Annotated in this window: 16 protein-coding genes and 3 pseudogenes; 11 read left to right on the forward strand and 8 right to left on the reverse strand. The window is 71.4% G+C overall.

Annotation, left to right across the window (positions count from 1 at the left end):
* Positions 1-41 precede the first annotated feature (41 nt).
* The 3 genes from ACIBJF_RS17650 to ACIBJF_RS17660 all read right to left on the reverse strand — a co-directional run bounded on the left by ACIBJF_RS17650 (position 42) and on the right by ACIBJF_RS17660 (position 2,676).
* Complete coding sequence (locus tag ACIBJF_RS17650) at positions 42-851, reverse strand: SAM-dependent methyltransferase (protein WP_399174595.1); 810 nt, start codon at positions 849-851, stop codon at positions 42-44.
* 36 nt (positions 852-887) lie between these two features.
* A complete protein-coding gene (locus ACIBJF_RS17655; RefSeq protein ID WP_399174596.1) occupies positions 888-1,751 on the reverse strand; it encodes a helix-turn-helix domain-containing protein in 864 nt (287 codons plus the stop codon).
* A 94-nt stretch (positions 1,752-1,845) separates the two neighbouring features.
* Positions 1,846-2,676 carry a helix-turn-helix domain-containing protein gene (locus tag ACIBJF_RS17660; RefSeq protein ID WP_399174597.1) on the reverse strand — a complete coding sequence of 277 codons (831 nt, stop codon included), beginning with the start codon at positions 2,674-2,676 and terminating at the stop codon, positions 1,846-1,848.
* A 42-nt stretch (positions 2,677-2,718) separates the two neighbouring features.
* Here ACIBJF_RS17660 and ACIBJF_RS17665 point away from each other — a divergent pair, with 42 nt between their 5' ends.
* From ACIBJF_RS17665 to ACIBJF_RS17675, 3 genes are all read left to right on the forward strand, one after another.
* On the forward strand, positions 2,719-3,840 hold the full coding sequence (locus tag ACIBJF_RS17665; RefSeq protein ID WP_399174598.1) for an ADP-ribosylglycohydrolase family protein: 1,122 nt from the start codon (positions 2,719-2,721) through the stop codon (positions 3,838-3,840).
* Between the two features lie 93 nt (positions 3,841-3,933).
* On the forward strand, positions 3,934-4,242 hold the full coding sequence (locus ACIBJF_RS17670; protein ID WP_356311923.1) for a 4a-hydroxytetrahydrobiopterin dehydratase: 309 nt from the start codon (positions 3,934-3,936) through the stop codon (positions 4,240-4,242).
* 5 nt (positions 4,243-4,247) lie between these two features.
* The gene (locus tag ACIBJF_RS17675) at positions 4,248-4,997 is read left to right on the forward strand and encodes a class I SAM-dependent methyltransferase (protein WP_399174599.1); all 750 of its coding nucleotides are present in this window, start codon (positions 4,248-4,250) and stop codon (positions 4,995-4,997) included.
* A gap of 74 nt (positions 4,998-5,071) precedes the next feature.
* On the opposite strand, the pseudogene ACIBJF_RS17680 reads toward ACIBJF_RS17675, so the two are convergent.
* Positions 5,072-5,832, reverse strand: a pseudogene (locus ACIBJF_RS17680) (phytanoyl-CoA dioxygenase family protein).
* Between the two features lie 144 nt (positions 5,833-5,976).
* Between ACIBJF_RS17680 and ACIBJF_RS17685 the strand changes: the two are divergent.
* Both ACIBJF_RS17685 and ACIBJF_RS17690 read left to right on the forward strand, forming a co-directional pair.
* Positions 5,977-6,885, forward strand: a complete 909-nt coding sequence (locus ACIBJF_RS17685; protein ID WP_399174601.1) for a class I SAM-dependent methyltransferase — start codon at positions 5,977-5,979, stop codon at positions 6,883-6,885.
* Positions 6,886-6,977: 92 nt separating this feature from the next.
* A complete protein-coding gene (locus ACIBJF_RS17690; protein ID WP_399174602.1) occupies positions 6,978-7,679 on the forward strand; it encodes an SDR family oxidoreductase in 702 nt (233 codons plus the stop codon).
* A 13-nt stretch (positions 7,680-7,692) separates the two neighbouring features.
* Here ACIBJF_RS17690 and ACIBJF_RS17695 read toward each other — a convergent pair whose 3' ends face one another.
* Positions 7,693-8,400 carry a glycoside hydrolase family 75 protein gene (locus ACIBJF_RS17695; RefSeq protein ID WP_399174603.1) on the reverse strand — a complete coding sequence of 236 codons (708 nt, stop codon included), beginning with the start codon at positions 8,398-8,400 and terminating at the stop codon, positions 7,693-7,695.
* Positions 8,401-8,610: 210 nt separating this feature from the next.
* On the opposite strand from ACIBJF_RS17695, the gene ACIBJF_RS17700 reads away from it, so the two are divergent.
* Together ACIBJF_RS17700 and ACIBJF_RS17705 are read left to right on the forward strand one after the other, a co-directional pair.
* On the forward strand, positions 8,611-9,222 hold the full coding sequence (locus tag ACIBJF_RS17700) for a hypothetical protein (protein WP_399174604.1): 612 nt from the start codon (positions 8,611-8,613) through the stop codon (positions 9,220-9,222).
* A gap of 300 nt (positions 9,223-9,522) precedes the next feature.
* Positions 9,523-9,980: pseudogene (locus ACIBJF_RS17705) on the forward strand (transposase); the annotation flags it as partial.
* Between the two features lie 144 nt (positions 9,981-10,124).
* Here ACIBJF_RS17705 and ACIBJF_RS17710 read toward each other — a convergent pair.
* From ACIBJF_RS17710 to ACIBJF_RS17720, 3 genes are all read right to left on the reverse strand, one after another.
* Entirely contained in the window at positions 10,125-11,531 is a 1,407-nt protein-coding gene (locus ACIBJF_RS17710) for a low temperature requirement protein A (RefSeq protein ID WP_399174605.1), read from the reverse strand.
* A 585-nt stretch (positions 11,532-12,116) separates the two neighbouring features.
* Positions 12,117-12,314: a hypothetical protein gene (locus ACIBJF_RS17715; protein WP_399174606.1), complete on the reverse strand. Its 198-nt coding sequence runs from the start codon at positions 12,312-12,314 to the stop codon at positions 12,117-12,119.
* A 250-nt stretch (positions 12,315-12,564) separates the two neighbouring features.
* Positions 12,565-13,401 carry an aldo/keto reductase gene (locus ACIBJF_RS17720; RefSeq protein ID WP_399174607.1) on the reverse strand — a complete coding sequence of 279 codons (837 nt, stop codon included), beginning with the start codon at positions 13,399-13,401 and terminating at the stop codon, positions 12,565-12,567.
* A gap of 315 nt (positions 13,402-13,716) precedes the next feature.
* Between ACIBJF_RS17720 and pqqA the strand changes: the two are divergent.
* From pqqA to ACIBJF_RS17740, 4 genes and pseudogenes are all read left to right on the forward strand, one after another.
* Positions 13,717-13,884 (forward strand): annotated as a pseudogene (gene pqqA / locus ACIBJF_RS17725) (pyrroloquinoline quinone precursor peptide PqqA).
* The gene (locus ACIBJF_RS17730) at positions 13,881-14,006 is read left to right on the forward strand and encodes a hypothetical protein (RefSeq protein ID WP_399174608.1); all 126 of its coding nucleotides are present in this window, start codon (positions 13,881-13,883) and stop codon (positions 14,004-14,006) included. Before pqqA ends, ACIBJF_RS17730 begins: the two are co-directional and overlap by 4 nt.
* Positions 14,007-14,139: 133 nt before the next feature.
* Entirely contained in the window at positions 14,140-15,351 is a 1,212-nt protein-coding gene (locus tag ACIBJF_RS17735; RefSeq protein ID WP_399174609.1) for a glycoside hydrolase family 105 protein, read from the forward strand.
* Positions 15,348-16,133, forward strand: a complete 786-nt coding sequence (locus tag ACIBJF_RS17740; RefSeq protein ID WP_399174610.1) for a Tat pathway signal sequence domain protein — start codon at positions 15,348-15,350, stop codon at positions 16,131-16,133. The genes ACIBJF_RS17735 and ACIBJF_RS17740 overlap by 4 nt, the downstream gene beginning before the upstream one ends.
* Positions 16,134-16,135: the final 2 nt, after the last annotated feature.

Raw genomic sequence — 16,135 nt, forward strand, 5'->3', positions numbered from 1 at the left:
GCACGATGGACCGCATACGGCCGGACACGGACCCGTACGGGTCAGCGCTTGACCGCCACTCCCGCGTACACCGGCACGACCCCCTCCGCCTGGGCCGCCACGTCCACCGGCTCCGGGCGCCAGCCGTACACCGGGATGACGCCGGGGCCGAGCAGCTCCAGGCCGTCGAAGAAGCGGGAGAACTCGGGGATCCTGCGGGGGTGGAAGGGCGTGCCGCTCCTGCGGAACAGCTCCGCCGCCCTGGCCACCCCCTCGGGGCTGAGGTCCTGGGTGACCTGGGTCAGGAGCAGGAAGCTGCCCGGGGCGAGCTCGTCGACGTACCGCTTGACCAGCCCGAACACATCGTCCTCCTGGTCGCCCAGGTAGTGCGTGAGCGCCACCAGGGACAGCGCGACCGGGCGGCCGAAGTCCAGGGACTCGCCCGCCAGCCGCAGGATGGTGCCGGGATCGCGGACATCGGCGTGGATGTAGTCCGTGCTGCCCTCGGCGGAACTCTGCAGCAAGGCCTCGGCGTGCCGCAGCACGATCGGGTCGTTGTCCGCGTACACCACCCTGGACTCCGGGGCCACGCCCTGCGCGACCTGGTGCAGGTTGGGCTCGGTCGGGATGCCGGTGCCGATGTCGAGGAACTGCCGTACGCCCGCCTCGGCCGCCGTGCGGACGGCCCGGTGCATGAACCGGCGGTTGGCGCGCGCCCCGCGCACCACCGTGCCGTCCACGGCGAGGATCTTCCGGGCCAGCTCCTCGTCCACCGGGTAGTTGTCCTTGCCGCCCAGCCACCAGTCGTACACCCGGGCGGGATGCGGGCGGCTGGTGTCGATCGGCGTGGGCGTGGCATCGGGTGCGGTCATACGGCTGTTCCCCCAGGGATCGGTCCGGTCAGGGCGTCACAAGGTCGAGCGGAACTCCCGCAGCAGCGTCCGGGTGCGCTGTGCCGACGCGGCGCGGGCCGTCATGTGGTCCAGCACCTCCAGATGCGCGGCCACCTCGCGGCGGGAGTCCAGGTAGAGGGCGCCGGTCAGGTACTCGGTGAACACCATGTCCGGCAGCTCCGGCTCGGCGAACCGGAACAGCGTGAACGGCGCGTACGTCCCCGGATGCGGGCCTGCCGCGAACTCGGCGACCTGGAGGGTGACCCGGTCCCGCTCGGCGTACTCCAGCAGCCGGTCCACCTGCTCGCGCATCACCTCGCCGCGCATGCTCACCGGGCGCCGCAGCACCGTCTCGTCCATGATCACCCACAGGTGGGGCGGGTCGTCCCCCTCCAGCAGTCGCTGCCGTTCCATGCGCAGCGACACATGCCGTTCCACGCTCTCGGGCGAGGTCTGCCCGATCGTCCCGGCCTCCAGCACCGCCCGCGCGTAGTCCTCCGTCTGCAGCAGACCTGGGATGAAGTGCGGCTCGTAGGAGCGGATGATCCGGGCGGCGCCCTCCAGGCTGACGTACAGGCTGAACCAGTCGGGGAGCACGTCGTGGAAACGCTGCCACCAGCCCGGCTGGTTCGCCTCCTCGGCCAGCCGCACGAACGCGGCCGCCTCCTCCTCGGGCACCCCGTAGGTGTCCAGCAGGACCTGCACGTAGGGGATCTTGAGCGCGACCTCGGCCATCTCCATCCGCCGTACGGTCGCCGACGCCACCCTGAGGACCTTGGCGGCCTCCTCCCGGCTCAGACCCGACGCCTCGCGCAGTTCCTGCAACCGTTTGCCGAGCACCACTTGCCCCACGGTGGGCGCAGCCCGCCGCTCACTCACGCCACGCCCTCCCCTACGCGCCGAAGTACCCGGGCAGTCTGCCATGTGATCCTCTCTCGCACACGAGTCCGATGGGATCCGGTGGCCGGAGCGGTCAAATGGCCAGCGTCTGCAGGTACTTGGCGGTCGCCGGGTCGGCCGGCAGGAACGTCTCGATGGCCAGCTCGGCGACCGTGACGTCCATCGGCGTGTTGAACGTGGAGATCGACGACACGAACGACAGCACGCGGCCGTCGTGCTCGATGAGCAGCGGCAGCGCGAAGTACGGGACGGGCTCGGCCGGTTCGTCACCCCGTGCGTCCTCCGGCACCGGGTAGGCGGCCACCTCGTCGTACAGGGCGCGCAGTCGGTCCGAGCGCTGCAGGGCGATCTGCCGCTCCATCTGCGCCAGCAGATGCCCACGCCACTCGCGCAGATTGCGGATGCGCGGTGCGAGACCCTCCGGATGCAGGGTCAGCCGCATCGCGTTCGGCGGCGACAGCAGTGTCTGCGGCACGCCGTCCAGCAGCATCATGATGCCGCGGTTGGCGGCGACGACCGTGTAACCGGCGTCGACCACCAGCGCCGGATAGGGCTCATAGCCCTGGATGAGGCGTTCCATGCCGTCGCGCAGCGCGTCCAGGGCCGGGTCGTCCAGCGGGGTCTCCGGATAGCGCGGGGCGTAACCGGCCGCCAGCAGCAGTGCGTTGCGCTCGCGCACCGGCACGTCGAGGTGTTCGGCGAGCCGCAGCACCATCTCCTCGCTCGGCCGGGACCGGCCGGTCTCGATGAAGCTGATGTGCCGGGACGAGGAGTCGGCGCGCAGCGCCAGCTCCAGCTGGGAGATCCGGCGCCGCTCCCGCCAGGCGCGCAGCAGCGGGCCGACGCCCTTGTCGGCGGCGGGGGCGGTGGCGGACGCGGAGGGACCGGAAGCGACAATGGCCATACGTCCGACCGTAGTCGAGGAGTTGCTGAGGAGTTGCTTGCGTTGAGCGCGAACGAGCCGTGGTCGAAACCGTGGCGGACCTCGTCCGCCCAGGCGTCCCTTCAGGCCTCGGCCGTCTACCGGGCCAGGGTCCGCGGCTGTCTCCTCGGCGGCGCGGTCGGTGACGCGCTCGGCTATCCCGTGGAGTTCGCCTCCCTGGACCGGATCCGCGCCACCCACGGTGCGCGCGGCGTCACCGGTTTCGTCCCCGGCGCGTACGGCGCGATCGGACTGATCAGCGATGACACCCAGATGACCCTGTTCACCGTGGAGGCACTGATCCAGGCCCACGCACGGCAGCGCGAGAAGGGCATCGGCGGCGCCTGGCCGCTGCTGCTGCGCCAGGCGTACGAGCGCTGGCTTCAGACCCAGTCGAAGCCCGGCCCCGAGCAGCCGGCACCCGAGCAGCCCGGCGCACCGGCCGGCGGCCTGGTCACCGAGGCCTGGCTGTACGCCCGCCGCGCCCCCGGCAACGCGTGCCTGTCCGGCGTGGCCCAGATGTACGCGCCCGACCCGGCGCTCCCGCTGGACGGCACACCGGGCGAGGTCAACCCCGACTCCAAGGGCTGCGGCACGGTCATGCGCTCGGCGCCCTTCGGCCTGGTCGCCTCCGCCGAGGAGGCCTTCGCCATGGCCGCGCGCGGCGCCCAGATCACCCACGGCCACCCCACCGGCTACTACGCGGCCGGCGCGCTCGCCGCGATCGTGGCGCACCTGGTCGGCGGGGAGTCCCTGGAGGGGGCCGTACTGCGCACGCTGCGGCTGCTGGAGCGGCACCCCGGCCACACGGAGACCACGGCCGCCCTGCGCGCCGCCCTGGACCTCGCCGCCGACGGGACACCGACGGCCGAGAAGGTGGAGTCCCTGGGCGCGGGCTGGGTCGCCGAGGAGGCCCTCGCCATCGGCGTGTACTGCGCGCTCGCCGAGCCCGTTGCCGAGCGGGCCCTGCCGCTGGCCGTCAACCACTCGGGCGACAGCGACTCCACCGGCTCGATCTGCGGCAACCTGCTCGGCGCGCGCGACGGCGACACCGGCCTGCCGCACGCCTGGGTGTCCCGGGTGGAGGGCCGGGACCGGATCGCCGCGCTCGCCGACGACCTCGCGGCGGAGTGCGCACACGGCTGACGCGGCCGGCCTCGCGGTGGCGTGGGCACACGCCTGACGTGGCAGGCTGAACCCGTACCCCGTGTTCCCGCCGCCTCGAAGGGAGATTCGGCCATGGCCGTCGAACCGCTGTCGCAGAAGGAGATCGAGGACCGGCTCGCCGAGCTGCCCGGCTGGTCGGTCGACGACGCCGGCCGGCTCACCCGCTCCTACCGCCTCGGCTCGCATGTCGCGGCGGCGGCGCTGGTCATGCACATCGCCGCCGTCCAGGACGAACTGGACCACCACTCCGACCTCACCCTCGGCTACAACACCGTCTCCCTCGGCGTCCACACACACAGCGCGGGCGGCGCACTCACCGAGAACGACTTCGCGCTCGCCCGCAGGGTGGAGGACCTCGCCCCGGGTCACCAAGCACACTGAGGGGCGTGCTCGACTACGACAAGGAAGCCGACGCCTATGACGCGTCCCGCGGCGGCGAGGCCCGCGCCGCGGCGGCCACGCAGGCGGTGCTCGGCCTGATCCCCGAGACAGCGGGCCGACTCCTCGACGTGGCCTGCGGCACGGGCATCGTCACCCGCCGGCTGGCCGCCGGCCGTCCCGGGCTGCGGGTGACGGGCGCCGACCTCACCGCCGCCATGGTGCACACGGCGGCTGCCCGGCTGCCGGGCGCGATCGTACGGGCCGACAGCCGCCGGCTGCCGTTCGGCACCGGCACCTTCGACGCGGTCACCAGCATCTGGCTGCTGCACCTGTTGCAGGACGCCGAGGACGTCCGCGCGATCGTCGCCGAGTGCGCCCGGGTGCTGCGGCCCGGCGGGGTCTACGTCACCACCGTCGACAAGGCCGCGGCGCACGACGTCGGCAGCGACATCGACGCCGTTCTCGCCGCCCGTCCGCGCCGCCCCGCGCGGGACGCCGCCGCCACCGTCACCGCGCACGCCGTCCGGCACGGACTCCGGCCGGCCGGCGGCACCGTGTTCCCCGGCGTCGGCCAGGGCCGCAGCCCCCGCGCCACCATCGCCGACCTGCGCCGCGGCTGGTTCACCCAGCTGCCACCGGGCGAGCCGCGCACCGAGGAGTTCGCCGCGCGCCTGTCCCGCCTCCCGGACCAGGACCGCCCGCGCCCGGACCCGGTGTTCGCGGTGCGCGCGTTCCGCAAACCGATCGGGGGCTGACGGCGGGGGAGGGGGCACCCCGTGGCCGGCACCGCCATCGCCGACGACCCGGTGACCTCCGCCGGGGTCGGCCCCTACCGGCGCAGACCCCGGCGGATCGCCAGCTCCACCGGCGAGTACCCGCCGTGCGGCTCCAGGTCCAGGGGCACCGCCGGATACAGCGGCGGCTGCGCCATGAACCGCGGCCGGGTGCCGTGGTGCGGCTGGGCCGCGTGCACCAGGAACGGATGGCAGAGGTAGACGTCACCGGGGCGGCCGGTGGCGTGGGCGAGCGGGCGGTGGGCCGTGGCCCGGTCCAGCCGGGGACCCAGGTCCAGGATGGACACGCCCGCCTCGCCGTACGGCTTCAGCAGTTTCGGCACGTCCCGGTGCGAGCCGACCCGGATCCGCGTGGCGGCGTCGGCCTCGGTGACCTCGCTGAACAGGAACAGCATCAGCAGGGCGCGGTCCCGTGAGCGCAGGTTGGCGAAGTACCAGCTCTCGCCCTCGGGGAGATAGCTGCCTTCGATGTGCCAGCCGGCGTCGTCCGGCTCCTCGGTGTGCGGGAAGCGGAGCGGGAACGTGCCCAGCGAACGGCGCGGCGCCCATCGGCCCTTGCCGACGAGCCGATCGAACGCCTCGTGCAGCACGGGGGAGTTGGCCGCCGCGTCGAACGGCTCCTGGGCCATGTCCCCGACCCACACCACGGGATCTTCCAGGTGCCGGGATCATCCGGGTCGTAACCGGTTTCCCGCCACAGCAGCCGGGCGCAGTCCTCGGCGACAGGGGCCGGAACCGCACCGTCGATCTTCACGAAGCCGTCGTCGAGGAAGCGCCGCACCAGTTCGTCGTCCACGGAGCCCCATGCTGGCTCCGTGCCCGCTCCGGCGCACCCGGTTTTCTGCCGCACCGGCACCTTTTTTGCGGCACCGGCAACGAAAGTGGCGTCTCCCCGTGCGCCGTCGCACGCTGGCCGCATCCGAGCGAGAGGCTGAGCGACATGGCACACGACCACCAGGCCCACCACGGGCACTCCACACAGCATGGCCACGGTCACACCCACGGCGGCGACGTGGACTGGGCCGCGATGGCGGCGCTGCTGGAGGCGGAGGCCGAGGTGTCTGCCCCGGCGTACGCGCGCGCCCTGGCCTGGCTGGGCCAGGAGGTGACCGAGCCCGGGCTGATCGTGGACGCGGGCAGCGGGCCCGGGGTGATCGCCTGCCTGATGGCGGAGACGTTCCCCGGCGCGCGGGTGGTCGCCGCCGACGCCGCCGAACCGCTTCTGGAGCGCGCCCGGAGCCGGGCCGCCCGCCAGGGCGTCGCCGACCGCTTCGACACCCTCGTCGGCGAACTGCCCGAATCCCTGGTGGAGTTGGACTATCCGGTGGACCTGCTCTGGGCCAGTCGCAGTCTGCACCACCTCGGTGACCAGAGGGCCGCGCTGGCCGCGTTCGGCGCCCGGCTCGCCCCCGGCGGCACGCTGGCCATCCTGGAGGGCGGCCTGCACGCCCGCTATCTGCCCCGCGAGATCGGCTTCGGCCGACCCGGACTGCAGGCCCGCCTCGACGCGGCCCAGGAGGAACGCTTCGCGCGGATGCGCGCCGAGCTGCCCGGCGCGGTCACCGAGACCGAGGACTGGCCCGCCCTGCTGACCGCGGCCGGCCTGAAGCACACCGGCACCCGCAGCTTCCTGCTCGACATCCCCGCCCCTGTCCCGGACCGGACCCGCGCCTTCGTCGCCGCGTGGCTGACCCGCACCCGGGACATCCACGCCGACGCCTTGGACGCCGAGGACCGGTCCACCCTCGACCGTCTCCTCGACCCCGCCGATCCCGGCAGCGTCCACCGGCGCCCCGACGTATTCGTACTGGCGGCGCACACGGTGCACCGGGCGGTACGGCCGGCCTGACCGGGCGGAACCGGCCGCGACACCGGGCACTTGACTTGGAGAGTGCTCCAAGTGATGGACTCCCGGTCTCACCGAGACACAGGGGGACTCACATGAACGACTCTCCGGTCGCACTCGTCACCGGCGGCGCCACCGGCATCGGCGCCGCCGTCGCCCGGCAGCTGCTGGCCGCCGGTCACCGGGTCACCGTCACCGGCCGCACCGAGGCCCGGCTGCGGGACTTCGCCGACGGGCTCGGGAACCCCGGCGAACTGCTGACGGTCGCCGGCAACGCGTCGGCGTTCGACGACGTACAGGATGCCGTCGACCGTACGCTCAAGGCATACGGTCGACTGGACACCGTCGTCGCCAACGCCGGCTTCGCCACCCACGACACCGTCGCCGAGGGCGACCCGGCCGGCTGGACCGAGATGGTGCTCACCAACGTCCTCGGCCCGGCCCTGCTCATCCGGGCCTCCGTGGAGGCGCTGAAGGAGTCCCGCGGCCGGATCGTGCTCGTCGGCAGCGTCGCCGGTTTCGTGAACACCCCGGGCAACCTCTACGGCGCCACCAAGTGGGCGGTCACCGGGCTCGCCGAGAACACCCGGCGCCAGGTCACGGAGTTCGGGATCGGTGTGACGCTGGTCGCCCCCGGCCGGGTGGAGACCCCGTTCTGGGACGGGCTCGGCAGCCTGCCGCCGGGACACCTGCTGACCGCCGAGCAGATCGCCGACTCGGTGGTCTGGGCGATCCGGCAGCCGGCCGGGGTCGACGTCAACACCGTGGTCGTACGCCCGCTGGGCCAGCCCAACTGACGTACGCCGCCGGTCAGTTGTTCGCGATGAACTGCTTGGCCAGCTGGTTCCCGAGAGAGACCGCGGCGCTGTGGCTCTCGATGGGGGAGACCTTGGAGTTCTTGAACAGGATGTAGGTCACGCCCGAGTCGGCGCCGCCGGTGGCCGGGTCGGGGTCGATGCCGAGCGCCTTGGCGGTGGCGTACGACGCCTCACCGATGATCTTGGTGGGGCCGGTGTCGCCGACGACGGCGTACTCCACCTTGTTGTTGTAGATGACCGCGACCACGCCGCCGCCCTTGATGCCTGCGCCGGAGTAGTTCCAGATGCTGCTGGAGCTCGGGACCACCACGTACGGGAGCGACTCCGCCTTCAGCGGCTTGCCGTCGGACTGGTGGAAGGCGGTGTCGTCCTGGTACCAGGGGTCGCGGTCCTCGTTGCAGTTGGTGGTGCGCTGGCCGTCGCAGTCGATGTCCATGTCGGCCTTCCAGAACACCGCGCCGTTCTTGCCGCACACGGGGACCGTGGCCGACGTCTCGTCGTCGGTCTTGTACTTGCCGTTCGATATCTGCGAACACGACCTCACCTTGGCGAGCAGATCTGCCGCACTGACCGAGCCCTCCTGGGCGGAGGCCGGAGCGGTCCGCGCCGCCGACCCGGCGGACGCGTGCGCGGGCAGCATTCCGGCGGCGAGCAGGGCGGCCCCGGAGGCCGCGGCAAGGGTCAGGGTTCGAAGGCGCACTGTGGGGGCCCTTCTGTTAGGAAAGTTTCCTTACCAGGTGCCGTACACGGTGGACCCGTCTGCATGTCCGCGTCAAGCCTCGGGTTGCGAGCTCACAAATGCTATGCGTATTGCGGTGATTTGAGACCGTGGCAAAACTGTAGAAGACCACTTTTCCGGATATGTCTGCCGCGTCGATCGGCAGGGTCACCGCTCCGGGAGGCGAGGCGCATGTTCGTACGCACGGTGTACGCGACCGGCGATCCGGCGCAGCTGGGCACGGCCGTGGGGGCCCTGAACACGCGGGGGCACGACCTGCTGGAGGAGCGGCCCGGGTATCGGGGGGCGGGTGTCTTCGTCGACCGTGACCTCGGCAAACTGCTCACGGTCAGCTGGTGGGAGTCCGTGGACGCGCGCCGCAACAGCGACGAGGTGATGAGCGCCCGGCGGCCGGAGCTGCTGCAGCCCTTCGCGGGGACGGTCGCCGTCGAGAACTACGAGGCCGTCGTCTTCCACCGCGCGCACCGGCCCGTCACGGGCGGCGGGCTGCGGGTCACCCGGCTCGAGTTCGACCCGCCGGACGCGGATCTCGCCGCCGACACCTTCCACGCCGGCGTGCTGCCCCGGCTGGACGTCCTGCCCGGTTTCGCCGGCGCGGCCCTCTTCCTGGACCGCGAACGCGGCCGCGGCATGTCGGGCGTCCTCTTCGCCGACCGCGTGTCGCTCGCCGCGTCCCGGTCCGGGCAGGCGATGATCCGCCGCGAGAGCGCGGCCAAGGCACATGTGAGGGTGGTCGCCCTGGAGGAGTTCGAGGTCATCCACGCGGACGTGCGGGGCGACTGAACGCGAAGCCGCGCGGACGCGCGGACGCCTGGGCCGACCGGGCGGCGGGGCCGGCGTGGCCGGGCCTGCGCGAGGCCGCGTTCCGGGCCGGTGCGGGCTCGATGCACCGGGTGGCACCGGGGTGTGAACCGGCACCGGGGTGTGAACCGGCACCGGGGTGTGGACCGGCACCGGGCGGGCGCAGGCGTACGGCCCGAGGCATCCGAAGCACCGTAGTGCTGTGACCGGGAAGGTTCGCCGGGTTGGTGGCTGGGGCGGTTGGATGGGCGGTCACGTTCGTTTCGATCGCTGGAGGTGCGAGTGGCCGAGCCTGTCCGTGTACGCCGACTGACCGACCAGGAAGGACAGAAGCTGCAGCAGATCGTGCGCCGGGGCAGTACCAGCTCGGTGCGCTACCGACGCGCGATGATGCTGCTGGCCTCGGCCGGCGGGAACCGCGTCCCGGTGATCGCGCAGCTGGTCCAGGCCGACGAGGACTCGGTGCGGGAGGTGATCCACCGGTTCAACGAGATCGGCCTGGCCTGCCTGGACCCTCAGTGGGCGGGAGGCCGTCCCCGCCTGCTGAGCGATGACGACGAGGACTTCATCATCCAGACGGCCACCACCCGCCCGGCCAAGCTCGGCCGGCCCCCTTCACCCGCTGGTCGATCCGCAAACTCGCTGCCTACCTGCGGAAAGTACATGGACGCGTGATCCGGATCGGCCGGGAAGCGTTACGGTGCCTGCTCCGGCGCCGCGGGATCACCTTCCAGCGCACGACTATGCGGTCAGAGCACCAGCCAACGGGTCTTACAAGATTTTCGTAACCGGTGTCGCTGGCGCGGGCATCAGCTGAGCAGGATGCGTTGGCGCAGGAGTGGGAGGCCTGGGCGACCGTACATCTGCCGCTTGATCATTCGACGTCATGGCCTGGCCGTGTCGTTGTCCAGGGCCGCGCGGCGTGCCACGGCAACGGCCCAGGGGATGCCGAGAAGGACGACGAGTACGACGGCGAGAACCAGCGGTGTCGGGCGTGCCGGGCCGAGTGCCACGGCGGCCAGTGCCATGACGAGGCAGGTGCGGACGACCGGCAGGTACCGCCCGCGGTCCCGGTGCCAGACCTCCAGGCCTGTCACCAGGAGCATGGTCAGCGACAGCACCATCGCGACGCCCGCGCACAGCACCCAGGCCGTCGCGGCGGGGGTGCGGAGGTCGTGTGCGTGCCCGACCAGGCTGACCATCGCGGCTCCCATGGCGGCCACCGTCCCGGTGAGCGGCAGATGGGTGAACATCCACTGGACGGTCACCACGCGGGTACGTCGGGGCCGGTAGTGCCCGGCGAAGTCGAAATACGTCCACCACGCGCCGAATCCGACCAGGACGGCCACCAGCGCGACAGACAGGTTCAGGGCGCTGATCGGCTCGTCGGACAGGCCGGTCACCACGCCAGTGACCACCTCGCCGAGCACGATGATGACGAGCAGCGCGAACCGTTCCCTGAGCGCGTCGGTGAACCACAGGATCTCCGGCTGACTCTGCGGGAACAGGGCGATCACGACTGCGACCTCGACCAGGGACGAAGCCGCCAGCAGCCCCCAGACCAGCAGGCGGGCGCCGGGCGAAAGGAAGGCGCTCGCGAGGAGGACCACCGCGCACCCGGCCGTCATGGTCACGTACAACCGGTTGGGCACGCGCCACCCCGGGGGGTTGCGGCGTCCCGCCAGCATCCAGATGATGGCCAGCACGGCGAACAGGATCCCGGCGTCGATGGCGAACCTGGCTCCGTTCGCCCCGCCCACCTTGGGGATGAACGCCCCCAGCGGGACCAGGACGAAGATCTGCACCAGGACCAGGACACGGGTCCGCGCGTCCTCCCGGCCGTGCAGTTCATGGTGGACGGTGCCGTTGAGCCAGGCGATCCACACCAGCGCGAACACCGCGGCGAACTCGCCCACCCCCGACCAGCTGAGATGCTCGGTCAGGTGGTGGGCGGCCTGTCCCACCAGCACGACGACCACCAGGTCGTAGAAGAGCTCCAGCGGGCCGACCACACGTTGCTGCCGCTGCTCCCCGGGGCCGCGCGGCGGCTGCCACAGTCGGTGGCCCTTGCGCTCGGTCATGTCAGCCGGTCGGGCGCTGCCGTGCGAGGCCCCAGAGCCCGCCCACAGCCCGGCGGCGCTTGCCCGGCCGAGCGCGTACCGGGCCGCTCCGGCGTTGCCGGCCAGGAGGTGCGGCAGCTCGGTACGGGCGTCGGCGGACGCCGCGGCCGCGCACCGGCCGGCCGAGCTGCGGACTCGGGGCGTAGCTGCTGTTCCATGACTTCTCCCCACGTGAGGAGCCAGGGGAGGATCCCGTCAGGCGACTTTTTCGATAGTCGGACATTATTGCCGAATTTCCTTCGACCACGGCAAGAGGCTCCGGGTGCGCGAGGACGTGTTGAGTTGGAGCGCGAGCGCGCTACGTACCCAACCCGCCCGCGATGCGCTGGGAGGTGAGCCGGGCCTGATCGCGGATCCGGGCCGATGCCATGTGCGGGCGGTGCGGTGACGGACGCCGCGTCGGCGAGGATGGCGGTTGCCGGGAACCGGCACCCGGGGGGTTGTGAGGTGCTGTCCCAGGGTGTCGTCCAGGAAGGTCCGCGGATGCTCCGTATGACCAGGGTACGAGGTGTTCCGTCCGCGGGTGACGGGCGCGCTGGTGCTGCATTTCCCGTGGCCTGTGTCCGAGGGGTTCTGCCGGTGCGCACTGAGTGGTCGCAGGGGGCGCTGAGGGTCCTGCGCTCCGTCCGGTTCCGCCGGTACCTGCTCGGCCAGGGGACGTCGTTGTTCGGCGACAGTCTGCTGCCGTTGACGATCTCGTTCGCCGCGTTGCAGGTCGCCGGGCCCGGCGGATTGGGTGTGGTGCTGGCTGCGAACTCAGTAGGTACGAACCATTGCGAAGTGGCCCCATGCGGTCTCCGCCAGCCCGAATATGAGCCCGCCCGCCATACCGAGCCCGAGCCCCGCCGCGAGCGCGCTCACGACATCGAGCCCGACCATCCAGGTCGCGAGCGCGACCGCAAGGCCGACCGCGAGCCCGATCGCGAGGAATGCGCGGCGGTCCGAGGCATGCACCTGAGCTTCGGCTCCGCACAGACACACTCCTGTCCGCCTTCGCCAGCGTCTGACCACTGGCTTGTTCGACCAGAACGCACCAAGTCCCTGCGCCCCTTGACGACCTAGACGCCTGAGGTGTCTATGCGGTCACAGCACTAGGCACCGCAGGTAAGGCGCATGGCGCGCCGGGTGGCCGTCCTCGAACGGCACACGGCCGCCCGCCCCGTCGCTCGGACGGGACGCGCGGCCGTGTGCTGCGCGGTGGACGTCAGCCCATGTCGAAGGTGGCCGGGTCGGGGCCCAGACGCCGGTCCTCGTTGAGCGCGCTGATCGCCGCGAGGTCCTCGTCGTCCAGGCTGAAGCCGAAGACCTCGATGTTCTCCTTGATCCGGGACGGCGTCACGGACTTCGGGATCACGATGTTGCCGAGCTGGATGTGCCAGCGCAGCACCACCTGGGCCGGGGTGCGGCCGTGCTTCTGCGCAATGGCGACGACGGCCGGCACCTCCAGCAGGCCCTTGCCCTGGCCGAGCGGCGACCAGGCCTCGGTCGCGATGCCCTGCTCGGCGTGGAACTCACGGGCGGCGTGCTGCTGCAGATGCGGGTGCAGCTCGATCTGGTTGACCGCCGGGATGACGGAGGTCTCGGAGATCAGCCGCTCCAGGTGCTCGGGAAGGAAGTTGGACACGCCGATGGCCCGGACCCGGCCGTCGGCGAGCAGCTTCTCGAACGCCTTGTAGGTGTCGACGTACGTGCCACGGGCCGGCAGCGGCCAGTGGATCAGGTACAGGTCGAGGTAGTCGAGACCCATCTTCCGCAGCGACGTGTCGAAGGCGCGCAGCGTCGCGTCGTACCCCTGGTCGCTGTTCCAGAGCTTGGTGGTGACGAAGATGTCCTCGCGGGACACGCCGGAGGCGGCGATCGCCTTGCCGGTGCCCTCTTCGTTGCCGTAGATGGCCGCGGTGTCAATGCTGCGGTATCCGGCCTCCAGCGCCGTGGCGACGGCCCGCTCGGCCTCGTCGTCCGGCACCTGCCACACGCCGTAGCCCAGCTGGGGCATCTCGACGCCGTTGTTGAGGATGATCGGGGGGACCTTGCTGCTCACGAGCCTCTTGATCCTTAGGTTGTCGACAGGTGGTACTCCCATCGTCAACGATCACGCGCCGTGCCGCATTCCTGACGGCGCGATCCGCCTCGACTGACCGGTCAGTCAGCCCATGAAGTGGAGATTGGCCGGAAACGCATCCGACGTTTTCGGTCCGGACCATTGACCGGAGCCCTTCGTCCCGCAACTCTGTATCGCGCCACCGGACGCGTCACTGAACCCGGTGCATACACGTGAACGGGTCCTGACCAGGCCGCGTTCCCCCTCCTGCTCTCTTCTGAGACTCCCCACCCTCAGGAAAGCGAGTACGCACCCATGACCGAGAGCGCTTCCCTGCCTGTCTTGACGCACCGCTCCGTCCCCGAGACATCGGATGAAAAGGTCTGGAAAAGCCCTGGTTAGCACGTCGTGGAGACGGCGCTGGAGGTGACCGCGTACGCGCTCGCCGGCCGTCGGCCGCCCGAGCCGCCCCCGGCCGCATGACCGCGGCACCACCGGAACCCGACGGCCGCGCCGCCTGGCCGGCCGCCGAGTTCACCGAGCGGCTGCGCGCGGTCACCGCGACGCGCTACCACGACCGGCACCCCTTCAACCAGCGGATGTGAGCGGCAAGCGTCTGCCGGCAGGTGGTGGACGCCGGTCCGCCCTGTGGCGAACCGGCCTTCCCTGCCCTGCTCCGCAGGATCTTCGTTTCCTCCCCGGCCTGAAGGCCGGGGCATCCACGAAGGAGAGCCCCTGATGAGACGCCGACGCCTGCGGGCCGCGCTGACCGCGGCCGCGCTCGCCACCGCCATCCTGGCCGCGCTGCCCGCCGCCGTACCTCCGGCGAGCGCCGCCCCCGCACCCTCCGCCCCGGCCGCCGCGCCTCGCCCCGCCGCCGCCCGCGACTGGTCCACGGCCGTCGTGGACTCCACCATGGCGCGCTACACACCGGCCACCATCGGCGGCTGGTCGTACCCCGTGGGCCTGTATCTCTACGGTCAGTACCTCGTCTACCGGCGCAACCACGACCCTCGCCTGCTCACCTACATCAAGGCCTACGTCGACCGGTTCGTGCACGGCGACGGCACGATCGACCAGTCCTTCAACAGCCTCGACAGCATGCAGGCGGGCCGACTGCTGGTGCTCCTGCACCACGAGACCGGCCAGGACCGCTACCGCAAGGCCGCGCGGAAGATCCGCGACCGCCTGAACAGCTATCCGCGCACCTCCGACGGCGGCTTCTGGCACGCCGACACCAGCAGCCGGGCGCACCAACTGTGGGCGGACGGCGCCTACATGGTGAACCCGTTCCTGGTCGAGTACGGCAGGGAGTTCGGCGACAGCGCGTACACGAACGCCGAGGCTGCCGAGCAGTTGTCCGTCTACGGCGGTCATCTGCAAGTGGCGAACGGCCTGTTGCGGCATGCCTACGACGAGTCGAAGTCGGCGAGCTGGGCCGACCCGGCCACCGGGCTCGCCCCGGAGCACTGGTGCCGTGCCGTCGGCTGGTACGCCATGGCACTGGTGAACGTCCTGGACGCGATCCCCGCCGACCAGCCCCGGCGTCCCCGACTGCTCGGCATCCTCCGCACGCTGGCCTCGGCGCTGGAGAAGTACCAGGACCCGGCGTCCGGGCGCTGGTTCCAGGTGATCGACAAGAGCTCCCGGCCGGACAACTGGACCGAGACCTCGTGCTCCAGCATGTTCACCTACGCCCTTTCCCGAGGCGCCCAACAAGGCTACCTGGACCCGCACTTCAAGGCGGTCGCCCGGCGCGGCTACGAGGGCGTACTGGCCCGGCTGTCGGTCGGCGCGGACGGCCGTACGAACCTGGCCGACATCTCCGTGGGCACCAACGTCGGCGACTACGCGTACTACGTCGGCCGCACCCGGGCCACCGACGACTTCCACGGGCTCGGGGCCTTCCTGATCATGAACGAGCAACTGCGAGGTGATCGAGTGTCATGAGCACGCCCAGAAGAGCCGTACTCGGTGCCGCGCTCGGCGGTGCCGCGGTGGCCGTGACCGGCCTCCCGGCCACCGCGGCCCACGCCGCCTCCTGGCAGCTGAAGTGGTCGCCGTCGGCGCGCACCGACGGGCTCGGCGCCTTCGAGACCGTCGAGGACGACCGCGCGCACTCCCACCCGGCCGGCCATCCGCACATCCACGCCACCGGCGACAACTGGCGCTTCGACATCCACACCGTCGACCGGGACACCTCCACCGACCGCCAGCGCCAGGAGGTCACCGGCCTGCGCACCGGCGCCGACAGCCTTCTGAAGTGGACCGAGGGCCAGACCTGGCGGCTCACGTACTCGATGTACATCCCGAGCACGCTGAAGGCCACGACCACCTTCACGCACATCATGCAGTTGAAGCAGCCCGGCACCGGTACCTCGCCGATCGCCGTGCAGTCGCTGCGGCGTGTGGATGGCGTCCAGACCATCGAGTTGCGGCTCGCGATCGACGACATCCTCGTCGGCCGTACGAACCTCGACCCGCTGCACGACAAGTGGACCGACGTCAACTTCCAGATCAAGGTCGGCAACGGCTCGGCCGGTTCCGTCCGCTGGATCCTCAAGAGCGGCTCCACGACCGTCATCGACAAGTCGAGGTCCGGTGTCGACACCTTCCTCGCCGACCGGGTGCGCCCGAAGTGGGGCATCTACCGCTCCCTCGGCGACACCTCCGGATCCCTGCAGAACACCTACCTGCTGCTCACCAACCTCCGCGGCTACCAACTCGCCTAGAG

This window comes from Streptomyces sp. NPDC050743 (assembly GCF_044456925.1).
GTDB lineage: Bacteria > Actinomycetota > Actinomycetes > Streptomycetales > Streptomycetaceae > Streptomyces.

Coding starts and splice junctions, on each gene's coding strand:
- ACIBJF_RS17660 (WP_399174597.1), bottom strand. CDS start 2,676: ATGGCCATTGTCGCTTCCGGTCCCTCCGCGTCCGCCACCGCCCCCGCC.
- ACIBJF_RS17670 (WP_356311923.1), top strand. CDS start 3,934: ATGGCCGTCGAACCGCTGTCGCAGAAGGAGATCGAGGACCGGCTCGCC.
- ACIBJF_RS17730 (WP_399174608.1), top strand. CDS start 13,881: ATGACCGCGGCACCACCGGAACCCGACGGCCGCGCCGCCTGGCCGGCC.
- ACIBJF_RS17685 (WP_399174601.1), top strand. CDS start 5,977: ATGGCACACGACCACCAGGCCCACCACGGGCACTCCACACAGCATGGC.
- ACIBJF_RS17690 (WP_399174602.1), top strand. CDS start 6,978: ATGAACGACTCTCCGGTCGCACTCGTCACCGGCGGCGCCACCGGCATC.
- ACIBJF_RS17700 (WP_399174604.1), top strand. CDS start 8,611: ATGTTCGTACGCACGGTGTACGCGACCGGCGATCCGGCGCAGCTGGGC.
- ACIBJF_RS17735 (WP_399174609.1), top strand. CDS start 14,140: ATGAGACGCCGACGCCTGCGGGCCGCGCTGACCGCGGCCGCGCTCGCC.
- ACIBJF_RS17650 (WP_399174595.1), bottom strand. CDS start 851: ATGACCGCACCCGATGCCACGCCCACGCCGATCGACACCAGCCGCCCG.
- ACIBJF_RS17740 (WP_399174610.1), top strand. CDS start 15,348: ATGAGCACGCCCAGAAGAGCCGTACTCGGTGCCGCGCTCGGCGGTGCC.